The 20,386-nt window shown below is 71.9% G+C and carries 13 protein-coding genes; 7 read left to right on the top strand and 6 right to left on the bottom strand.

Features of this window, described 5'->3' with window-relative positions; translation table 11 throughout:
• Positions 1 to 36: 36 nt before the first annotated feature.
• A complete protein-coding gene (locus ACZ4UU_RS05015) occupies positions 37 to 561 on the bottom strand; it encodes a YwqJ-related putative deaminase (RefSeq protein ID WP_468036532.1) in 525 nt (174 codons plus the stop codon).
• A gap of 308 nt (positions 562 to 869) precedes the next feature.
• Between ACZ4UU_RS05015 and ACZ4UU_RS05010 the strand changes: the two genes are divergently transcribed.
• From ACZ4UU_RS05010 to ACZ4UU_RS05000, 3 genes are all read left to right on the top strand, one after another.
• On the top strand, positions 870 to 1,865 hold the full coding sequence (locus ACZ4UU_RS05010) for an SMI1/KNR4 family protein (protein WP_468036531.1): 996 nt from the start codon (positions 870 to 872) through the stop codon (positions 1,863 to 1,865).
• A gap of 8 nt (positions 1,866 to 1,873) precedes the next feature.
• Positions 1,874 to 4,558, top strand: a complete 2,685-nt coding sequence (locus ACZ4UU_RS05005) for an SUKH-4 family immunity protein (RefSeq protein WP_468036530.1) — start codon at positions 1,874 to 1,876, stop codon at positions 4,556 to 4,558.
• 340 nt (positions 4,559 to 4,898) lie between these two features.
• Complete coding sequence (locus ACZ4UU_RS05000; RefSeq protein ID WP_468036529.1) at positions 4,899 to 5,786, top strand: cellulose-binding protein; 888 nt, start codon at positions 4,899 to 4,901, stop codon at positions 5,784 to 5,786.
• Between the two features lie 81 nt (positions 5,787 to 5,867).
• Here the strand turns inward: ACZ4UU_RS05000 and ACZ4UU_RS04995 are convergent, their stop codons facing one another.
• Positions 5,868 to 7,478 carry a sodium/solute symporter gene (locus ACZ4UU_RS04995; RefSeq protein WP_468036528.1) on the bottom strand — a complete coding sequence of 537 codons (1,611 nt, stop codon included), beginning with the start codon at positions 7,476 to 7,478 and terminating at the stop codon, positions 5,868 to 5,870.
• Positions 7,475 to 7,954, bottom strand: a complete 480-nt coding sequence (locus tag ACZ4UU_RS04990; protein WP_468036527.1) for a DUF485 domain-containing protein — start codon at positions 7,952 to 7,954, stop codon at positions 7,475 to 7,477. Before ACZ4UU_RS04990 ends, ACZ4UU_RS04995 begins: the two co-directional genes overlap by 4 nt.
• Before the next feature lie 307 nt (positions 7,955 to 8,261).
• Between ACZ4UU_RS04990 and ACZ4UU_RS04985 the strand changes: the two genes are divergently transcribed.
• Positions 8,262 to 9,167: an endonuclease/exonuclease/phosphatase family protein gene (locus ACZ4UU_RS04985; protein WP_468037852.1), complete on the top strand. Its 906-nt coding sequence runs from the start codon at positions 8,262 to 8,264 to the stop codon at positions 9,165 to 9,167.
• A 182-nt stretch (positions 9,168 to 9,349) separates the two neighbouring features.
• Here ACZ4UU_RS04985 and ACZ4UU_RS04980 read toward each other — a convergent pair whose 3' ends face one another.
• Positions 9,350 to 9,655: a hypothetical protein gene (locus ACZ4UU_RS04980; protein WP_468036526.1), complete on the bottom strand. Its 306-nt coding sequence runs from the start codon at positions 9,653 to 9,655 to the stop codon at positions 9,350 to 9,352.
• A gap of 52 nt (positions 9,656 to 9,707) precedes the next feature.
• Positions 9,708 to 11,222 (bottom strand): MFS transporter, encoded by a 1,515-nt coding sequence (locus ACZ4UU_RS04975; protein ID WP_468036525.1) that lies wholly within the window; start codon positions 11,220 to 11,222, stop codon positions 9,708 to 9,710.
• A gap of 413 nt (positions 11,223 to 11,635) precedes the next feature.
• Between ACZ4UU_RS04975 and ACZ4UU_RS04970 the strand changes: the two genes are divergently transcribed.
• Together ACZ4UU_RS04970 and ACZ4UU_RS04965 are read left to right on the top strand one after the other, a co-directional pair.
• Positions 11,636 to 12,424, top strand: a complete 789-nt coding sequence (locus tag ACZ4UU_RS04970; protein ID WP_468036524.1) for an ABC transporter ATP-binding protein — start codon at positions 11,636 to 11,638, stop codon at positions 12,422 to 12,424.
• The gene (locus ACZ4UU_RS04965; protein WP_468036523.1) at positions 12,421 to 14,991 is read left to right on the top strand and encodes an ABC transporter permease; all 2,571 of its coding nucleotides are present in this window, start codon (positions 12,421 to 12,423) and stop codon (positions 14,989 to 14,991) included. The genes ACZ4UU_RS04970 and ACZ4UU_RS04965 overlap by 4 nt, the downstream gene beginning before the upstream one ends.
• Before the next feature lie 115 nt (positions 14,992 to 15,106).
• On the opposite strand, the gene ACZ4UU_RS04960 is transcribed toward ACZ4UU_RS04965, so the two are convergent.
• Entirely contained in the window at positions 15,107 to 16,561 is a 1,455-nt protein-coding gene (locus ACZ4UU_RS04960; protein WP_468036522.1) for a DUF2079 domain-containing protein, read from the bottom strand.
• A gap of 280 nt (positions 16,562 to 16,841) precedes the next feature.
• Between ACZ4UU_RS04960 and mfd the strand changes: the two genes are divergently transcribed.
• Positions 16,842 to 20,372, top strand: a complete 3,531-nt coding sequence (gene mfd, locus ACZ4UU_RS04955; protein WP_468036521.1) for a transcription-repair coupling factor — start codon at positions 16,842 to 16,844, stop codon at positions 20,370 to 20,372.
• Positions 20,373 to 20,386: the final 14 nt, after the last annotated feature.

Raw genomic sequence — 20,386 nt, 5'->3', positions numbered from 1 at the left:
TCGGTGCCTACGGATGTGCCGGGTGAGGGAGACGGGTCAGCCGTCGGTTGTCGTCGGGTCGACGATGCGGACGCCGAAGTGGGCGCTGAGGGCGGTGCAGGCGCGGCAGGGGGCGGCGAAGCTGCCGTGCAGGGGGTCGCCGTCCTCGCGGATGCGGCGGGCGGTGAGCTTGGCCTGCTTGAGGGCTTTGCGGGCTTCGCCGTTGGTCATGGGTTTGCGGGCGGAGCGTTTGCTGCGGGCGGCGTCGGCGGTGGCGATGTGGCGTGAGATGAGGATGGTCTCGGCGCAGCGGCCGGTGAAGCGGTCCCGCTCGGAGCTGGTGAGGGTGTCGAGGAAGTCCTGGACGAGGTGGTGCAGCTGTGGGGGCTGGTCGCCGCGGGCGGCGGTGCCGGTGAGGGTGGCGCCGCGGACGGAGAGGGCGGCGGCGACGGTGGGGAGTATGCCGTCGCGGCGGTGCAGGAGGGCGGGTGTGTGGGGGGTTTCGGTGGCGCTCCAGCCGATGCGGGGGTCGCCGGACCTGGCCGCGTGGGCGCCTGTCTGCGTCGCGTTCATGTTCATCATCCCCTCCCGAGCATCCCCCGGGCATGCTCTCGGAGGTCACAGAGTGCCAAATGCCGTGGCCGGTGCGGAAGCTGGGGCGTCGCGACACGCCCGGGTTTGGGCGGGCTGTCACGGCGGGGTGACGGCTGGTCACGGAAGCGGAGTGGGTGATGACCGGCGCCGGTGACCGGTGTCGTCGTACCGCATAGGCTGTCGGCACCGCTTTCCATGCGGTGACGCGTGGACGCAGACGAGACAGTCGATACGTGGCGTTGTGACCGAGAGTGGTCATGGTGGCGCGTATCAGAACGCCGCAGGGGGCAACCGCCATGACGACAGGTCGGCTCGGGCAGCAAGCCGCGCCGCCGAACGCGGCCTACGCCGGGCAGGTCGTGCATTTCCCGGATCCGGTTCGGGCGGCCCGTCACCCGAGAGGGGTACGGGTTGACGGGCGTGGTTACCCCGATTTCTCGCCGTACGCGCGGGCGGCGGCGGAGATCGCGGAGCCGCCGGAGGGTTTCGGTGTCGATGAGTTGCGGCTGACGGACTATGTGTCGGCGAACGCGGCGCTGGCGGGGTCGGGGCACGAGTTGTGGGACACGATTCCGGCGGTGGCGACGCCGCACGGCTGGACGTGGCATCACGTGGTGGGTTCGCGGCGGCTGGAGTTGGTTCCGGTCGAGGTGAAGGCGTTGCTGCGGCATCACGGTGGGATCGCCACGTCGGCGGTGGATCACGAGAAGCGTGGGACGCGGCCGTTGCAGGAGACGAGGCCGGCGCATTTCCGGCTGCCGAAGTCGGGTGTGGCGGTGACGGAGGCGCAGGCGCTGGGCGTCGAGGAGGACCTCGGGTACCGGCTGCCGGGCGCGTACCGGTCGTTCCTGAAGGCGGCGGGTGGTTGTGCCCCGGTGGGGACGGCGCTGGACGCGGAGTTGGGGCTCCTGGTCGACCAGCCGCTGTTCACGGTGCGGGACGAGGCGGCGGTCAATGACCTGGTGTACGTGAACAAGTGCCTGCGGGACCATCTGACCAAGGACTACCTGGGTGTCGGGTTCGTGCAGGGCGGGTTGCTGGCCGTGAAGGTGAAGGGCGAGCGGCTGGGTTCGGTGTGGTTCTGCGCGTACGACGACGCGCGGGACGTGGATCCCTCGTGGCCGCCGGCGGAGCGGGTGGAGCGGTTGCTGGTGCCGTGCGGTGAGGACTTCGACGCGTTTCTGTCCCGGCTGGCGGGGTCTCCGCCGGAGTTGGAGACGGTGGCGAATCTGATGGTGGACGGTGGGTTCGCGCGTGCGGTGCCCGTTGCTGCCGCGGCCGTGGGGGAGTGAGCTTCGCGATGGTGACGTTCGCGCAGGCGCAGGAGCGTGCGGAAGAGTGGATCAACGGCGAGGTGCCGTCGTACCAGCATCGTGAGGTGCGGGTGCGGGAGTTCGGCCTCGGGTTCGTGGTGTGGGCCGAGGACCGTGCGGACGGGCCGCGTTCGGACGGGGGCGCGCAGCGGCTGGTGATCGCCCGGGACAGCGGGGAGGCCACGTTGTGGCCGTCGCTGCCGGTGGGTGAGGTGATCCGCCGCTACGAGGAGGAGTACGGCCGTGGGGACGCGGTAGCCGAGCCGGCGCCGGCCGCTCCGGCCCGGGTGGATCTGAACCAGACGTCGTTCTTGTTGACGCCGCCGGAGTGGTTGCAGGAGGCGGCGGACAAGCTGGGGATCCAGGGCCGGGACGGGGGTTCGGGCTCGGAGCCCGGGTCCGGGCATGGTGCCGATGAGGGTGCGGCCGGGGCTTCGTCGGCTGCGTCGCCGGTGCCGAGTGTGCCGGGGGTGCCTGACGGGGCGACTCCCTGGGCCGGTACGGACACCAACCCCGGTCCCGGTGAGGACCGTTCCGTGCCGCTGCCGGAGACGGTGTTCGCGCCGCCGTTGAGCGGCGACGACACCGCGCCGCCGGACGCCAAGACCGCGCTGCTGTCGGGCGGGAGCCAGTTGCCGTCGACGGCGATCGAGCCGGCGCTCGACGAGCCGAACACGCCGCCGGGGGCGCCTTCGTACGGCTATCCGCAGGGTGCCGGTGCGCCGGACACGCCTCCGCCGGGTGCCACGCCGCCGCCCGCGCCTTCGTACGGCTACCCGCAGGGCGGCCCCGAGACGCCGGGGCGGCCGCTCGCGCCGAACGCAGGGGACATCGCGGACGCCGCGACGAGCAAGGCGGCGCCGCCGCGTCCGCGGGGTGGGTCGGTGCCGCCGCCTCCGCCGGGGGTTCCTGGAGTTCCGGGGGCGCCGGGTGCGGGGGGTGCGACTCCCGCGCCTCCTACGCCGCCGTCGGCGCCGGGTGCTCCGGGAGGCGGGTACGTTCCGACGCAGCTCGTGTCGGCGCTCGGTCCTGAGGGGCCCGAGGGCGCCGCGGGGCCGGGAGTTCCGCCGCCGCCCGGTCCTCCCGGTGCTCCGGGTGCGCCGAACCCTCCGGGCGCCCCCAACCCGCCGGGTACGCCGGGTGGTACGCCGCCGGGCGGGGTGCACCATGCCGCCACCGTGCTGGCCGACCCGAACCAGATGGGTGGCGCGCCGCAGCCCCCCGGGCCTCCGGGGCCTCCTGGTGCGCCCGGTGCCCCTGGTGGGCCGAATCCGCCCGGTATCCCCAGCCCGCCCGGCGCTCCGGGTGCTCCGGGCATGCCGCGTGCGCCGCAGCCTCCCGGTCCCCCCGGTGTTCCGGGTGCGCAGGGCGGCGCCCCTGGTGGGCCGCAGCCTCCGGGTGCTCCCGGTGGCCCGGGTTCCTCGGGCGGTGCTCGGGGTGCCGTTCACCATGCGGAGACCGTGCTGTCGGCGCCCCCGGCGGGCGGCCCCGGCGTGCCTCCGCCGCCGCCCGCTCCCGGCGCGCCTCAGCCGCCCGGGGTGCCGGGGATGCCTCCGGGCGGACCCGGTACTCCCCCTGGCGGTCCCGGCGCTCCCCAGCCCCCCGTGCCCCCGGGTGCGGTCCCGCCGCCCGGTCAGCAGGGCCACCCCGCGCCCGGTCAGCCACCGGCGTACGGCTACCCGCAGCAGCCGACGGGTCAGCCGACCGTCGGCCCCGGCTACCAGGCCGTTCTCCGCTACCGCGCGCAGGACGGGTCGGAGCAGCAGCTGATCCGGCGTTCCGCGCCGGGTACGCCGCACCCGGAGTGGCAGATCTTCCATGAGCTGCGGGGCATGAACGTGCCGCCGGACCAGGTGCTGGAGCTGCACACGGAGCTGGAGTCGTGCGAGCTGCCGGGTGCGTACTGTGCGCGGATGATCCGGGAGCAGTGGCCGCAGGCGCGGATCACGTCGATCGCGCCGTACGGCACGGATCACGCGAGCCGGCAGCAGGGCATGCAGCAGCTGCTGGCGCACCAGGGCGAGTTGCACCAGGTGGCCGACGGGCCCGCCCGTCCGGCGCCGGTGCGCGCGCCGTTGCCGCAGGTGCAGGCGGTGCCGCCGATTCCGCCGGAGGGTGTGGCGCAGGAGCTGGCGGGGGCGTTCGGGCCGGGGCTGTTCCGGTTCGAGCAGGCCGCCGTGTCACGGCAGGGTGTGCCGCCGGTCGTGGCGCACAGCCTGATGGTGGGCGGTCTGCCGATGGACATGGGTCCGTTCTTCTGGGCGCAGGCCCAGCCGGGGCGGCCGGTGCCGACGCTGGCGGAGCTGGCGCAGGAGCGCGGGGTGCAGCCGGCGTCGGACGCGGGCTCGTATCTCGTCATGGGCAGCGACTTCGGCAAGGCGCTGTGTGTGCAGTACGGGACGGCGCACATCGTCGCCGTGCCCGTGGAGGCGGGGCCGGGCGGTGCGCCCGTACCGCCGCAGTTCGTGAACACGGGGCTGCCCGAGTTCCAGCGCTGTCTGGCGCTGCTGGGCCGGATGTGGCGGCTTCGGTTCGGTCTGAACCAGGAGCAGGCGGGGCGTTGGACCGTCGACTTCCAGGCGCAGCTGGCCGCGCTCGACCCGGCGGCGCTGGGGTCGCCGGAGAGCTGGTGGTCGGTGCTGCTGGAGCAGATGTGGGACGGGCTGTTGTGACGGCCGTTCGGCTGTTTGTCGTGAGATGACGGCAGCCGGGTGATGTCACCCGGTTGCCGCTGACTGTCGCCGAGTGCGGCGTGCGGGCGTGAGAGGGCCGGCTTCCGGTGGTACTACCGGGAGCCGGCCCTTTCGTATGCGCTCTTGGTCGTTTTGCGCGCCGTTCGTCCTTCCACGCGCCGCTGGTGTTCGTGTGCGCCGCTCGGCGTGCCTGCGTGCCTCCGTGCCCCTGTGCGGTGCCTCCTGCGCGGAGTGTCGCGTTATGAACGCTTCCGTCCGATACATCAAGATGTGCGCTAAATCATCATTTCGCATCCGTTCGGCGGAGAGGGGTTCCAGGATGAGCAGCGCACCGGTCCCGCTCTACGACTTCGTGGTCGTAAGAGGGCGTGGCTACCGTCCCGAACAGGTCGACGCCTACATCGACGCCCTCTTCCGGGACCGTGACGCCGCCTGGGAGCGGGCCGCCCGGCTCACCGTGCTCGCCCGGGAGATGGACGACGAGGCACGGCGGCTGCGGGACGTGGTCGCGGGGCTCGCCCCCACGACGTACGAGGAGCTCGGGGAGCGGGCGCGGCGGCTGTTCGAGCTGGTGGAGGAGGAGGCCGCGGCCGTGCGGGAGGGGGCGCGGCAGGAGACGCAGCGGATGATGGAGGAGGCGCAGGCGTACGCGGACGAACTGCGGGACGCGGCGCAGTCGCACGCCGATGCCGTGACCGCCGCGTCCGAGGAGTGGGCCCGGCAGCGGCTGCTCGCGGCGCGCGCCGAGGCGGGCGAGACCCGTATCGCCGCCCGGCGTGATGTGAAGGAGGAGCGCGGGGAGGTGCTCGGCCCGTTGCGCCAGGTGCGGCAGCAGACCGCCGGTCTGGTCGCGCGGCAGGCCAAGGAGCACGCCGAGCGTTCGGCGCAGGCCGAGCGGGAGGCCGAGCGGCGGCTGGCCGCGCTGGAGAAGTCGGAGAAGGAGCGGACGGCGCGGGCCGAGGCCTCGCTGGCGGAGGCGCAGCAGGAGCTCGCCGACGCGCGGGCCTCGGCCGAGCGGTTGCAGGAGGAGGCGGCCGCGCGGGCGGCGGAGCTTCTTGAGCAGGCCCGGCAGCGTACGGAGCGGATCGCCCGGGAGACCGAGCGGGTGCTGCGCGAGCACGGGGAGATGTGGGACGAGGTGCGCATGCAGATGGACCAGATGCGCAACAGTCTGTCGACCCTGGAGCGGCAGGCGGCGATGGAGTGACCCGGGGGCAGGCCCGCCGGACCGGCGAGAACCCCGCCCCCGCCCCACCTCGCCCCCGGCTCCCAGCGCCAGGCGCGTGCCTCAGTCCCCCCTGCGCACCGCCCCCGCGAGAATCCACCCCTCCACGGCCTCGTACTGCCGCCGCTGTTCCTCCGACTCCCCACGCCCCGACAGGACCGTCCCCAGCCACCCGAAGGCGAAGCCGGCCGGTACCGACACCAGACCGGGCGTCGTGAACGGGAACCAGTTGAAGTCGGCGTCGGGGAACGCCGAGACCGGTGACCCGGAGACCAGATTCGTCCCCGGCATCAGCACCAGCACCACCACCGAGCCGCCGATCAGCGTCCACAGCAGGCCCGCCCGGGTGTACCGGCGCCAGAAGAGGCTGTAGACGAGGGCCGGGGCGATGGCCGAGGCGCCCAGTGTGAAGGACAGGGTCACCAGCGGCTGGAGGCTGCGGTGCTGGACCATCGTCGCCAGCACGATCGCCGGAACTCCCACCGCCAGTGCCGACAGCCGCGCCACCGTCATCTCGCGGCGGCCCGACAACTCCCGTACCCGCGCGGCGAACACGTCATGGGCGAGGGAGTTCGCGCAGGCCAGGATCATGCCGGCGACCGAGGCGAGCACGGTGAGGAAGATGGCCGTGGTGACCGCGGTGAAGAGCAGGGTCTCCGCGGTGGAGACCTCGGCGCCGAACGCGGCCCTGGAACCCAGCAGATACGCGGTGTTGCCCTGCGGGTCCGCCCCGGCGATCACCGCCCGCCCGATCAGCGCCGTCGCGCCGAAGCCGACGACCGTGATCACCAGCACGAACAGTGCCACGCTCGACACCGCCCAGGACATCGAGCGCCGCACCTGACGTGCGCCGGACGCCGTGTACATGCGCATGGTGATGTGCGGCAGCACCGCACCGCCGAGGACGACGGCGAGCTGGGAGCTGATCATGTCGAGGCGGGGGTGCGGGCCGCCCGCGAACTGCAGACCCGACTCCAGGAACGCCGAGCCGACCCCGCTCTGCTGCGCCGCGGCGTCGAACAGCGCGCCCGGGTCCCAGTCGAACTTCGCGAGCACCAGCAGGGCGACCACGGCGCCCGAACCGAGCAGCATCACCATCTTCAGGATCTGGATGAGGGCGGTGCCCTTCATCCCGCCGATCGCGGCGTAGCTGATCATCAGGATGCCGAGGCCGATGATGCACCCGGTCTTGAGGCTGTCGCTGGAGAATCCCAGGATGAACGCCAGCAGTTGTCCGGTGCCGGCCAGTTGCACCAGCATCAGCGGCACCAGCGCGGCCAGCGTCACCGCGCACGCGGCGATCCGCACGCCCCGCCCGGGCATACGGCGCGCCAGCGCGTCTCCCATGGTGAACCGGCCCGCGTTGCGCAGGGGTTCGGCCAGCAGGAACATCAGCAGCATCAGCGACAGGGCCGTGCTCAACGCCAGCACGATGCCGTCGTAGCCGCACAGGGCGACCACACCGGTCGTGCCCAGTACGGTCGCGGCGCTGATGTAGTCGCCGGCGATGGCCAGGCCGTTGCGCATGGGCGACAGGGAGCTGTAGCCCGTGTAGAACTCGTCGAGGTCGTCCCGGTCCGGGCCGGTCATCACGCACAGCAGCAGGGTGATGGTGGCGACGGCACAGAACGCGACCAGCGACATCGCCTGGGCGTCTCCGCTGAAGTCGGTCATCGCCGCGGCCCCCGGTTCCCGGTCTCCCGCCTGGCGTCCACCTCGGCCAGCTTGCGGATGCGGTCCGCGAGCGGGTCGACGTAACGGCGGGCGGTGTGCTCGTACAGACCTATCGCCAGCCAGGTGACGGGCAGTTGGATCAGGGCGAGCAGCAGACCGGCGGGCAGTCCGTCGGTGACCGTGCTCGACATGAAGCCGGGCGCGAAGGCGGACAGGATCAGGAACAGGGTGAAGTAGCCGAGTGCCGTGAGGGTCGCCACGCGCCGCTGCCAGCGGTAGGCGGTCCGCAGGATCCGCAGGTCGCTGTGGTGTCCGAGGGGCGGGTGGTCGGGGGTTCGGTGTCGTGGGGGTGGTGGCCCCGGCGGGGTGGGGGTCTGCCAGGGGTAGGTGTCGTACGACGGTGAGGTGCCGTAGGTCGGTGAGGTGTCGCCCGGGCCGTACTGGTACGGCGGTGACGGGTCGAAGGACGGGGACATCCCGTTGCTCCTTGCGTGGCTCGGGTCCGGTTGCGGCGGACCGCAGGGAGGTGGGGGGCGGGCGAGCCACGCACGTTACTCGCCGGTACCGGAATAGGCGAGGGTTTCACCAAACTGAGTGGTCGGTATGCGCTTTCTCCATCAAACCGTGTCTGACCTGGCGTGTTACCGGCGTTAACTCGGACTTTTGAGCACAGGGCGAAGTCGGCGAAACTGATCCGCCCGACGGATCGTCTTGGCAGGCGTGACATCGACGGCGCAGGCGGGGGCGACCCGGTGGGTGGTGCGGTGGGCGGCCCGGGGGTGCGTGCTCGCCGCGTGCGCCGTGCTGACGGCCGTGCTGCTGGTGTTCCACCGGGCCGTGCCCAACTCCGTGGGGCGCACCGGGAGTCTGCTGGAATCCTTCCTGCCCTGGCTCGGTGCGGTGGTCCTGGTGCTGCTCGGGCTCGCCCTGTTGCGCCGCTCCGCCGTCGCGCTGGTGGCACTGCTGCTGCCCGTGGCGGCCTGGACGTACCTCTTCGGCGGGCTGCTGCTGCCCGCGCCACGGCCCGGCGCGCGCGACCTGGTCGTGGTGCAGCACAACGTCAGCGACGAGAACGCCGACCCGGCGGGCACGGCCCGCGCCCTGGCTGGCGCCGAGCCCGACCTCATCGCGCTGGAGGAACTCGTGCCCCGAGCACTGCCGGCGTACGAGGAGGTGCTCGGCGACAAGTTCCCGTACCACGTGGTGCGGGGGACCGTCGGGCTCTGGTCGAGGCATCCGATCAGCGGGGCCCGGCTCGTGGACATCAGGCCCCGTGGGATCGCGGAGGACTGGAGCCGCGGGCTGCGGGCCGTGGTGCGCACGCCGTACGGCGACGTCGCGGCGTACGTCGCGCACCTGCCCTCGGTCCGCGTCCGGGCGAGCGGGCTCGCGTCCTCCTGGCGGGACGAGAGCGCCGGCCTGCTGGGCGCGGCCGTCGCCGCCGAGCGGGTGCGGACGGTGATCCTGCTGGGCGACCTCAACGGCACGGTCGACGACCGCGGGCTCGCGCCGCTGACGTCACGGATGAACGTGGCGGAGCGGGGCTTCGCCCTCAGCTTCCCGGCCGGCCTGCCGTTGGCCCGGATCGACCAGGTCATGGCCCGCTCGGCGACGGTCGTCCACATCCGTACGCTGCCCGCGACCGGCAGCGACCATCTGCCGGTCGCCGCGCGCGTCACGCTGCGGTAGCGCTGGTCGCGCGGGCGGTTCCGGAAGCCGCCTTCACCCTGCGCCTCCAGCCGACGCGGAGCGCCCGCACGGCTGCCCGGCGGAGCCGGGGGAATGCGAACAGCCGTCCTGCGGATCACGGTCAACGTGCGCGACCGTGCCCGCTCGGCGTGGGCATCCGTCACCATGCCCGTCTCGGCCGTTCACGGCCGAGAAGGTGACCGCTTCTCGACCGTGGCGTGCCATCCGACGCACAGGTGGGCCTCGACCGCAAAGTCCCAGGGGGGAGCGGTCGGAAGTGCCGTGGGGAGTGCCGTGGGAAGCGCGGTGGCCAGTGGCGCCCGGGTGCAGACCGGGGACGACGGCTCCGGTGCGGACGACGGCTCCGGGGCGTAGGGGCTGGAGGGGCTGGCGGCGGGGGTGCTCGCGTTGAGGTACTCGGTCGCGGCGTACCCGGCGACTCCGACCGCCAGGGCCGTGGCCGCGAGTGTGCGCGAGAGCCTGGACAAGCGAAGTCTCCTTCGGGCAGCGGGTGTTCGGCTCACGCTACAAGCGGCGGGATCAGTTCTCCTCCAGTACCGGGAACCGTCTCGGGGCCAGCAGCAACAGGACCAGGAACGCCAGTGCCGCCGCGCCGGACGCGCCCAGGTACACGGCGTGCACCGCGTCGGCGATGGCGCGTCTGGTGGCCTCCGGGGCCGTGCCGCCGGAGTCCAGGGCACGGGTCACCGAGTCCAGGTCGCTCGCGCCGCCGAGCCGGGAGGCCAGGACGCCGTTCGCGACGGCACCGAAGAGTGCCGCGCCCGTCGTCTGGCCCGTCTGCCGGCAGAACAGCACCGACGCGGTCGTCGTGCCCCGCTCCGACCAGCCGACCGTCGACTGCACGCCCACGATCAGGGGCAGTTGGAACAGGCCGAGGGCCGCCCCCAGCAACAGCATCAGCAGGGTCGGCTGCCACGCCTGCCCGGGGTAGGGCAGGAAGGGGAACGCGAGGAGGATCAGGGACGCCGTCCCGATGCCCAGCATCGCCGTGTTGCGGAAGCCGATCCTGCGGTACACGTGCTGGCTGCACGCCGCCGACAGCGGCCAGCTCAACGTCCACACCGACAGCACGAACCCGGCCGTCATCGGGGCCAGGCCGAGGACCGACTGGGCGTACGTCGGCAGGAACACCGTCGGCGCCACCATCAGCAACCCCAGCGCGCCCAGCGCCAGGTTCACCGCCGCGATCGTCCGGCGCCGCCACACCCAGCCCGGGATGATCGGCTCGGCCGCCCGGCGCTCCACGACCACCACGACCGCCACCAGCGCGAGCCCCGTACCGAACAGGGCGAGCGACGGCCCCGACAGCCAAGGCCAGGCCACCCCGCCCTGTACCAGCGCCGTCAGCAGCACGCCCCCGCACGCGAACACCGCCAGCGCGCCCGCCCAGTCGACACGCGCGCGCGTGGCCGGCGACTCCGGGTCCGGGGCGCGCTTCGGCTCGTGCAGATGCCGCACGATCAGCCACAGGGCCACCGCCCCGATCGGCAGGTTGACCAGGAAGATCCAGCGCCAGTCCGCGTACGCCGCCAGGACCCCGCCCAACCCGGGCCCCGCCACCGCCGACACGGCCCACACCGTGGACAACCTGGCCTGGATCCTGGGCCGTTCCTCCAGCGGGTACAGGTCGGCGGCCAGGGTCTGCACCGTCCCCTGAAGCGCCCCGCCGCCCAGCCCCTGCACGATCCGGAACGCGATCAGCGCCGCCATGTTCCAGGCCAACGCGCACAGCAGCGAGCCCAGCAGGAACAGCGCCGCGCCGACGATGAGCACCGGCTTGCGGCCGAAGGTGTCGGAGAGCTTGCCGTACACCGGAAGGGTCACGGTCACGGCGAGCAGATAGCCGGAGAACAGCCAGGAGAAGACCGAGAAGCCCCCGAGGTCGCCCACGATCTGCGGTACGGCCGTGGAGACGATGGTGGCGTCGAGCGCGGCCAGTGCCATCGCGAGCATCAGGGCCGCGACCACGGCCGAGCGGCGGTCCGTTCCGGTGCGCCGTGCGGTGTCGCGTATCGCGGGTCTCGTACTGCCCACCGGGTTCCTCTCGTGATGCGTTCCCCTTGCACCTACCTGCCGCCGACCAGCTTCCCACTTGACCCTGACGTCGCGGGAGGGTGGAGCCTGGATGGGCCGCAGGGTGGCGAGAACCCCGACGCGCGCTCCACCGAAGGGTGGAGAGCCCTTAGGGGTACCTCCGTACTAGGTCTCGGGGAGGGTTGGTACCGCCGGAGGACGAGACGTCCGGGGTGCCGTCCTTAATCTGGCTTTACGCCGCTGGGGGGCGGCTTACCGAACCGGCGGGGGTGGGGTTTTCCCCCGTACAAGACGGGGCTCGGCACCAGCGCGCCGGACCCTGCTCCGGCGCCAGACTCAACGACGTACCCAGTCATCGACGTACCGGCCCACGGCCCAGTACGTCGACTCATAACCGACTTAGGAGACATACCGTGACATCGGCTGTGACCATTCCCAGGCACGGGGGCACTGGAGGGCGTACGGCCGTTGCCGCGCGGGCGCGGCAGGTCGTCAAGGCGTACGGGTCGGGGGAGACCCGGGTCGTCGCGCTCGACCACGTGGACGTGGACATCGCTCGCGGGCAGTTCACCGCGATCATGGGCCCTTCCGGGTCCGGCAAGTCCACCCTGATGCACTGCCTCGCCGGGCTCGACACCGTCACCGGCGGCCAGATCTACCTCGACGAGACCGAGATCACCGGGCTGAAGGACAAGAAGCTCACCCAGCTGCGCCGGGACCGGATCGGCTTCATCTTCCAGGCGTTCAACCTGCTGCCGACGCTCAACGCCCTGGAGAACATCACGCTGCCCATGGACATCGCCGGCCGCAAGCCGGACCGGCAGTGGCTCGGGCGCGTGGTCGACACCGTCGGACTGTCCGACCGGCTGGGGCACCGGCCCACCCAGCTCTCCGGCGGCCAGCAGCAGCGCGTCGCCGTGGCCCGCGCCCTGGCCGCCCGGCCCGAGATCATCTTCGGTGACGAGCCGACCGGAAACCTCGACTCGCGCGCGGGCGCCGAGGTACTGGGCTTCCTGCGCCGCTCCGTCGACGAACTCGGGCAGACCATCGTGATGGTCACCCACGACCCCGTCGCCGCCTCCTACGCGGACCGGGTGCTGTACCTCGCCGACGGGCGCATCGTCGACGAGATGTACAAGCCCACCGCCGACGCCGTCCTGGACCGCATGAAGGACTTCGACGCCCGGGGGCGTACGTCATGACCGTCCTGAAGACCTCCCTGCGCAACTTCTTCGCGCACAAGGGACGCATGGCCCTGTCGGCCGTCGCCGTCCTGCTGTCGGTGGCCTTCGTGAGCGGCACGCTCGTGTTCACCGACACGATGAACACCACCTTCGACAAGCTCTTCGCCGTCACCGCCTCCGACGTCACGGTCAGCCCCAAGACGGCCGAGGACGAGGACGACGGCGGCGGCACCGGCCGCCCGGTCTCGCTGCCCGCCTCCACCGTCGAGCAGGTCGCGGCCGTCGACGGCGTCAAGCAGGCCGAGGGCGCGGTCGCCTCGATGAGCGTGACCGTCGTCAACTCCGAGAACGAGAACATGGGTTCCTCCAACGGCGCGCCCACCATCGCCGGCAACTGGACCAGGAACGACCTGAAGTCCATGGAGATCACCTCCGGGCACGCCCCGCGCGGGCCCACCGAGGTCGTGGTCGACGCGGACACCGCCGACAAGCACGACCTGAAGCTCGGCGACGAACTGCGCACCATCGCCGCCACCGGCGACATCCGCGCGCGGATCGTCGGCATCGCCTCCTGGAAGGTCACCAACCCCGGCGCGGCCGTCGTCTACTTCGACACCGAGACCGCCCAGCGCGGCCTCCTCGGCGCCACCGGACGCTTCACCCAGGTCGCCGTCACCGCCGCGGCAGGCGTGAGCGACACCCAGCTCAAGCAGGACATCGCGCAGTCCCTGAACGGCTCGTACAAGATCCAGACGGCCAAGGAGAACGCCGACGAGAACCGCAAGGACGTCGGCGAGTTCATGGACATCATCAAGTACGCCATGCTCGGCTTCGCCGGGATCGCGTTCCTGGTGGGCATCTTCCTGATCATCAACACCTTCTCGATGCTGGTCACCCAGCGCACCCGCGAGATCGGCCTCATGCGGGCCATCGGCTCCTCCCGCCGACAGGTCAACCGGTCCGTGCTGTTGGAGGCTCTGCTTCTCGGCCTCGTCGGATCCGTCCTGGGCGTCGCAGCCGGTGTCGGTATCGCCGTCGGCCTGATGAAGCTGATGTCGATGGCCGGCATGAACCTCTCCACCGACGACCTGACGGTGAAGGTGACGACCCCGGTCGTCGGCCTGGTCCTCGGCGTCGTCGTCACCGTCCTCGCCGCCTACCTCCCCGCCCGCCGCGCCGGCAAGGTCTCCCCGATGGCCGCCCTGCGCGACGCCGGAACCCCGGCCGACGTCAAGGCCGGCTGGATCCGCGGCCTTATCGGGCTCGTCCTCACCGGCGCCGGCACCTTCGCCCTGTTCGCGGCCGCCACGGCCGACAAGGCGAGCGACGGCGCGCTGATGCTGGGCGGCGGCGTGGTGCTGACCCTGATCGGCTTCGTGGTCATCGGCCCGCTGCTCGCGGGCGCCGTGGTCCGGGTGATCAGCGCGGTCCTGCTGCGCGCCTTCGGCCCCGTCGGCCGCATGGCCGAGCGCAACGCCCTGCGCAACCCGCGCCGTACCGGAGCCACGGGCGCCGCCCTGATGATCGGTCTCGCCCTGGTGGCCTGCCTCTCGGTGGTCGGCTCCTCGATGGTCGCCTCGGCGACGAGCGAGCTCGACAAGTCGGTCGGCGCGGACTTCATCGTCATGACCCAGCAGCAGCGGATCGTGCCGCAGGCCGAGAAGGCCATGCAGCAGACGCCGGGCCTGGCCCACGTCACCCGCTACAAGGACATCGACGCCACCCTGACCTCGCCGGACGGCAAGACCGACGACACCGGGGTCACGGCCGCCGACCCGACGTACGCCGAGGACGTGCGCCGCACGACCACGGAGGGCACCCTCTCCGCGGCCTACGGCAAGAACGCCATGTCCGTCGGCACCGACTACGCCAAGAAGCACGGAGTGCACGTCGGCGACACCATCTCCGTGGCCTTCAAGGGCGGCGAGACGGCGAAGCTGAAGGTCGCCGCCGTCACCGAGGACGACACCTCCATCGACCAGGGCGCGCGCTACATCAGCATCGCGACGCTGGAGCAGTACGTGCCCGCCGACCGGATCCCGCAGAACGTGATCATGTTCGGCAAGGCGAAGGAAGGCCAGGAGGCGGCGGCGTACGCGGCCCTGAAGAAGTCGCTGCACGACTACCCGCAGTACCAGGTCCGCGACCAGACCGACTACAAGCAGGAGCTGAAGGACCAGGTCGGCCAGCTCCTGAACATGGTCTACGGCCTGCTCGCCCTGGCGATCATCGTCGCCGTCCTCGGCGTGGTGAACACCCTTGCCCTGTCGGTGGTGGAACGCACCCGCGAGATCGGCCTGATGCGCGCCATCGGCCTCTCCCGCCGCCAGCTGCGCCGCATGATCCGCATGGAGTCGGTGGTGATCGCCCTGTTCGGCGCCCTGCTGGGCCTCGGACTCGGCATGGGCTGGGGCGCGACGGCCCAGAAGCTGCTCGCCCTGGAAGGCCTGAACGTCCTCGACATCCCGTGGCCGACGATCATCGGCGTCTTCATCGCCTCGGCCTTCGTGGGCCTGTTCGCGGCCCTGGTGCCGGCGTTCCGGGCGGGCCGGATGAACGTACTGAACGCCATCGCGACCGAGTAGCCGAGGAGCCGTCCCGGAGGAGCAGCCGAACAGCCACCGCATACGGGGGTTGCGGGGGACGGGCCCGGTCCGCAGGAGGTACCACCTCCCGGACCGGGCCCGTGCTGTGCTCACCTCACCCGGCGGGCCGCCGCTCCAGCAGTACGAAGCCGTAGGCGGTGCCCTTGACGATGTACCGGGCGTCCGGGTGGAGCTCCCGGGCGTAGGCCTCCACATCGCTGTAGCGCTTGCGGGAGTTGTCGAGGGCGATGTAGTCGGGATCGATGCCGCGCGTGTTGCTGATCCAGAAGACCCGGCAGCGGGAGGTGAGCCGGCTGATCGGAGCTATGTTCGCCTCGACGGAGGCGTCGTCGGGCACCTGGGCGAGGAGCCGCTCGACAGCCGTCACGCGCGCGGGCTTGCGATAGATCTCGCTCTCGGTCAGCGCGGCGAGCGGCAGCGAGGTGGTCAGCGCGACCGAGGCGGCCGCCACGGCGGCGGGCAGGTGCTCGGCGTACGACCGCAGCCACGCGCGCGTGCTGTGCCGTGCGGTGTCGAGGGCGTCGACGAGCGCGAGGGTCACGACGGGCATGAGGACGGCGTTGTAGTGCCAGTCGGTGCCCCAGTACTGGGCGTACGAGGAGACGAAACGCCAGCCGACGGTGGGCAGGGCGATCAGCAGCAGCGGCGAGCGGATCGCGAGCAGCCCGGTGGTGGGGATGAGCAGCCAGCCGAGCGTACGGAGCTTGGTGTCGAGGCCGTCGAAGGGGCCGCCGCCGCCCGACTCGCCCACCTTGTTCCAGTAGTCGTAGGTTCCGGCGCTGTTGAAGCTCGGGATGACCAGCAGCAGGGTGACCGCGACGGCCACCACGCCGAACACGGCGACGCCCATCGCGTACCGCGCCGCCCGCGCGGAGTCCCGGCGGGCCCTCAGGGCGACGACCACGGCGATGGCCGCGACGGTCATCCCCAGGTCCTCCTTCACCAGGACCAGCGGCAGCGCCCACAGCAGAGCCCCACGCCAACGCCGCGCGAGCAACGCCTCAAGGCTGAACGCGATCAGCGGTACGGCGAAGCAGATCTCGTGGAAGTCGAAGTCGACGGCCTGCTGAAGCCCCCACGACAGCCCGTACGCCACCCCGATCGCGAGCCCACGCCCCCGACCCAGCAGCCGGGCCGCGGCTCGCGTGACCGGGACGGTGGACAGCGCGAACAGCGCGGCCTGCGCGAGGAGGAGGGTGACCGGCGAGGGGAACACCCGGTAGAACGGCGCGAGCAGGACGGTCACCGGACTGAAGTGATCGCCGAGGATGTTGAACCCGGGCCCCTTCAGATCCGCGATCGGCGCCTGAAGATGCGCGTACGACCGGATGACCTGCTCGAATATCCCCAGATCCCACGACCGCTGCCCCAGATGCCGGTAACGACCGACCGAGACGATCGCATAGCCGACGAACAGCGCGACGGCCAGCAGCCAGGGGTCACGCCGCCCGGGACCGGGCCGCGCATGCCCTTCCGGGCCCGTGACGGGCGCCGATATATGGGGGTCCGAGGAGGTGTCCGGCGTCGCGGAGGTGGCGGGGGTGGGCATGGGGGGACCTTACGTGGTGTGGGGTACGGGGCCACAGCCAGCCCGTCCGGCGTTTGAGGACGAGGCCCTTCGGGCCGATGGCGGGGTCTGGGGTGGCCGCCCCGGCGGGGTCGAAGGGGCGGCGCCCCTTCACGACCACGTCAACGCCCGTCACCACGGGGACGGACGTTATCCACAGGCCCGGCACCCGCCCGCGCAGCGACGTACGCTGGAAGCCCCCGGCCTGCCACCCGCGTCGGGCCCTTCGTGTTGCCCACCCCCGGACGGAAGCGCCCCCTCCATGAGCCTGCACGGTCTGCTCGACGCCGTAGTCAAGGACACCGCCCTCGCGGAAGCGATCACAGCGGCCGCAGACGGCAACCGCATGCACGTCGACCTGGTCGGCCCCCCGGCGGCCCGCCCCTTCGCCATCGCCGCCCTCGCCCGCGAGACCGACCGCCCGGTCCTCGCGGTGACGGCGACGGGCCGCGAGGCCGAGGACCTGGCGGCGGCCCTGCGCTCGCTCCTCCCCTCGGAGGGCGTCGTGGAGTACCCGTCCTGGGAGACCCTCCCGCACGAGCGCCTCAGCCCCCGCAGCGACACCGTCGGCCGCCGCCTCGCCGTCCTGCGCCGCCTCGCCCACCCGCGCCCCGACGACCCCGAGACGGGCCCGGTCTCCGTCGTCGTGGCCCCCGTCCGCTCGGTCCTCCAGCCCCAGGTCAAGGGCCTCGGCGACCTGGAACCGGTCGCCCTGCGCACCGGACAGACCGCCGACCTCAACGAGATCGTCGAGTCCCTCGCCGCGGCCGCGTACGCGCGCGTGGAGCTCGTCGAGAAGCGCGGCGAGTTCGCCGTACGAGGCGGCATCCTGGACGTCTTCCCGCCCACCGAGGAACACCCCCTGCGCATCGAGTTCTGGGGCGACGACGTGGAGGAGATCCGCTACTTCAAGGTCGCCGACCAGCGCTCCCTCGAAGTCGCCGAACACGGCCTGTGGGCGCCGCCCTGCCGCGAACTCCTCCTCACCGACGACGTACGCGCCCGCGCGCGTGCCCTCGCCGAAGAGCACCCGGAGCTCGGCGAACTGCTCGGCAAGATCGCCGAGGGCATCGCGGTCGAGGGCATGGAGTCCCTCGCCCCCGTCCTCGTCGACGACATGGAGCTGCTGCTCGACGTCCTGCCCAAGGGCGCCATGGCCGTCGTGTGCGACCCGGAGCGGGTACGCACGCGTGCCGCCGATCTCGTCGCCACCTCGCAGGAGTTCCTCCAGGCGTCCTGGGCAGCCACGGCCGGTGGCGGCGAGGCGCCCATCGACGTCGGCGCCGCCTCCCTGTGGTCCATCGCGGACGTCCGCGACCGTGCCCGCGAGCTGGAGATGATGTGGTGGTCGGTCTCGCCCTTCGCCGCTGACGAGACGCTCGACGCGGACACCCTCAAGCTCGGCATGCACGCCCCCGAGTCATACCGCGGTGACACCGCGAAGGCCCTCGCCGACACCAAGGGCTGGCTCGCCGACGGCTGGCGCACGGTCTTCGTGACCGAGGCCCACGGCCCGGCCGCCCGCACGGTCGAGGTGCTCGGCGGCGAGGGCGTGGCGGCGCGCCTGGAGACCGACCTGGGGGAGATCTCCCCCTCGATCGTCCATGTCGCCTGCGGCTCGATCGACTACGGCTTCGTCGACCCCGCGCTGCGGCTGGCCGTCCTGACGGAGACCGACCTGTCCGGCCAGAAGGCGGCCGGCAAGGACGGCGCCCGGATGCCGGCCCGCCGCCGCAAGACCATCGACCCGCTCACCCTGGAGACGGGCGACTACATCGTCCACGAGCAGCACGGCGTCGGCCGCTACATCGAGATGGTGCAGCGCACCGTGCAGGGCGCCACGCGCGAGTACCTCGTCGTCGAGTACGCCCCCGCCAAGCGCGGCCAGCCCGGCGACCGCCTCTACATCCCGACCGACCAGCTGGAGCAGATCACCAAGTACGTCGGCGGCGAGGCGCCCACGCTGCACCGGCTGGGCGGCGCCGACTGGACGAAGACGAAGGCACGCGCGAAGAAGGCCGTCAAGGAGATCGCGGCCGACCTGATCAAGCTGTACAGCGCGCGCATGGCGGCCCCCGGGCACGCCTTCGGCTCGGACACCCCCTGGCAGCGCGAGCTGGAGGACGCCTTCCCCTACGCCGAGACCCCGGACCAGCTGACCACCATCGCCGAGGTCAAGGAGGACATGGAGAAGTCGGTCCCGATGGACCGCCTGATCTGCGGCGACGTCGGCTACGGCAAGACGGAGATCGCGGTGCGGGCCGCGTTCAAGGCGGTGCAGGACGGCAAGCAGGTGGCCGTACTGGTGCCGACGACCCTCCTCGTCCAGCAGCACTTCGGCACGTTCTCCGAGCGCTACTCGCAGTTCCCGGTCAACACCCGGGCCCTGTCCCGCTTCCAGACCGACACCGAGGCCAAGGCGACCCTGGAGGGCCTGAAGGAAGGCTCGGTGGACATCGTCATCGGCACGCACCGGCTGTTCTCCTCGGAGACCAAGTTCAAGGACCTGGGCCTCGTCATCGTCGACGAGGAGCAGCGTTTCGGCGTCGAGCACAAGGAACAGCTGAAGAAGCTGCGCGCCAACGTCGACGTCCTGACGATGTCCGCGACCCCGATCCCCAGAACCCTGGAGATGGCGGTCACCGGCATCCGCGAGATGTCGACGATCACGACCCCGCCCGAGGAGCGTCACCCGGTCCTGACCTTCGTCGGCCCTTACGAGGAGAAGCAGATCGGCGCCGCGATCCGCCGCGAACTGCTGCGCGAGGGCCAGGTCTTCTATATCCACAACCGGGTCGAGTCCATCGACCGGGCGGCCGCCCGCCTGCGTGAGATCGTCCCCGAGGCGCGCATCGCGACGGCCCACGGCCAGATGTCCGAGCAGGCCCTGGAGCAGGTCGTCGTCGACTTCTGGGAGAAGAAGTTCGACGTCCTCGTCTCGACCACGATCGTCGAGTCCGGCATCGACATCTCCAACGCCAACACCCTGATCGTCGAGCGCGGCGACAACTTCGGCCTCTCCCAGCTGCACCAGCTGCGCGGCCGGGTCGGGCGCGGGCGCGAGCGCGGGTACGCGTACTTCCTGTACCCGCCGGAGAAGCCGCTGACGGAGACGGCCCACGAGCGTCTGGCCACCATCGCCCAGCACACCGAGATGGGCGCGGGCATGTACGTCGCCATGAAAGACCTGGAGATCCGCGGCGCCGGCAACCTGCTGGGCGGCGAGCAGTCCGGCCACATCGCGGGCGTCGGCTTCGACCTGTACGTCCGTATGGTCGGCGAGGCCGTCGCCGACTACCGCGCCTCGCTGGAGGGCGGCGTCGAGGAGGAGCCGCCGCTCGAGGTCAAGATCGAGCTCCCGGTCGACGCCCACGTCCCGCACGACTACGCGCCGGGCGAGCGGCTCCGCCTCCAGGCCTACCGTTCCATCGCCTCCGCCAACACGGAGGAGGACATCAAGGCCGTCCGCGAGGAACTCGTCGACCGCTACGGCAAGTTGCCCGAACCGGTCGAGAACCTCCTGCTGGTGGCGGGCCTGCGGATGCTGGCCCGCGCGTGCGGCGTCGGCGAGATCGTCCTCCAGGGCAACAACATCCGCTTCGCGCCGGTGGAGTTGCGCGAGTCCCAGGAGCTGCGGGTCAAGCGCCTGTACCCGGGCACCGTCATCAAGCCGGCGGTGCACCAGCTGCTGGTGCCGCGCCCGAAGACCGCGAAGGTGGGCGGAAAGCCGCTGGTCGGGCGGGAGTTGCTGGGCTGGGTCGGGGAGTTCCTGGCGTCGATCCTGGGGTCGTGACCCGGGCGGGTGGG

Source organism: Streptomyces sp. NPDC028907, from assembly GCF_055564995.1.
The sequence above is the reverse complement of the archived record's forward strand: the minus strand, read 5'-3'. Positions and strand labels throughout refer to the sequence as shown.

What these genes read in the sequence shown, in the direction of transcription:
- ACZ4UU_RS05015 (WP_468036532.1), bottom strand. Translation starts at nt 561, where the DNA reads ATGATGAACATGAACGCGACGCAGACAGGCGCCCACGCGGCCAGGTCC.
- ACZ4UU_RS05000 (WP_468036529.1), top strand. Translation starts at nt 4,899, where the DNA reads ATGAGCAGCGCACCGGTCCCGCTCTACGACTTCGTGGTCGTAAGAGGG.
- ACZ4UU_RS04960 (WP_468036522.1), bottom strand. Translation starts at nt 16,561, where the DNA reads ATGCCCACCCCCGCCACCTCCGCGACGCCGGACACCTCCTCGGACCCC.
- ACZ4UU_RS04995 (WP_468036528.1), bottom strand. Translation starts at nt 7,478, where the DNA reads ATGACCGACTTCAGCGGAGACGCCCAGGCGATGTCGCTGGTCGCGTTC.
- ACZ4UU_RS05010 (WP_468036531.1), top strand. Translation starts at nt 870, where the DNA reads ATGACGACAGGTCGGCTCGGGCAGCAAGCCGCGCCGCCGAACGCGGCC.
- ACZ4UU_RS05005 (WP_468036530.1), top strand. Translation starts at nt 1,874, where the DNA reads ATGGTGACGTTCGCGCAGGCGCAGGAGCGTGCGGAAGAGTGGATCAAC.
- ACZ4UU_RS04965 (WP_468036523.1), top strand. Translation starts at nt 12,421, where the DNA reads ATGACCGTCCTGAAGACCTCCCTGCGCAACTTCTTCGCGCACAAGGGA.
- mfd (WP_468036521.1), top strand. Translation starts at nt 16,842, where the DNA reads ATGAGCCTGCACGGTCTGCTCGACGCCGTAGTCAAGGACACCGCCCTC.
- ACZ4UU_RS04990 (WP_468036527.1), bottom strand. Translation starts at nt 7,954, where the DNA reads ATGTCCCCGTCCTTCGACCCGTCACCGCCGTACCAGTACGGCCCGGGC.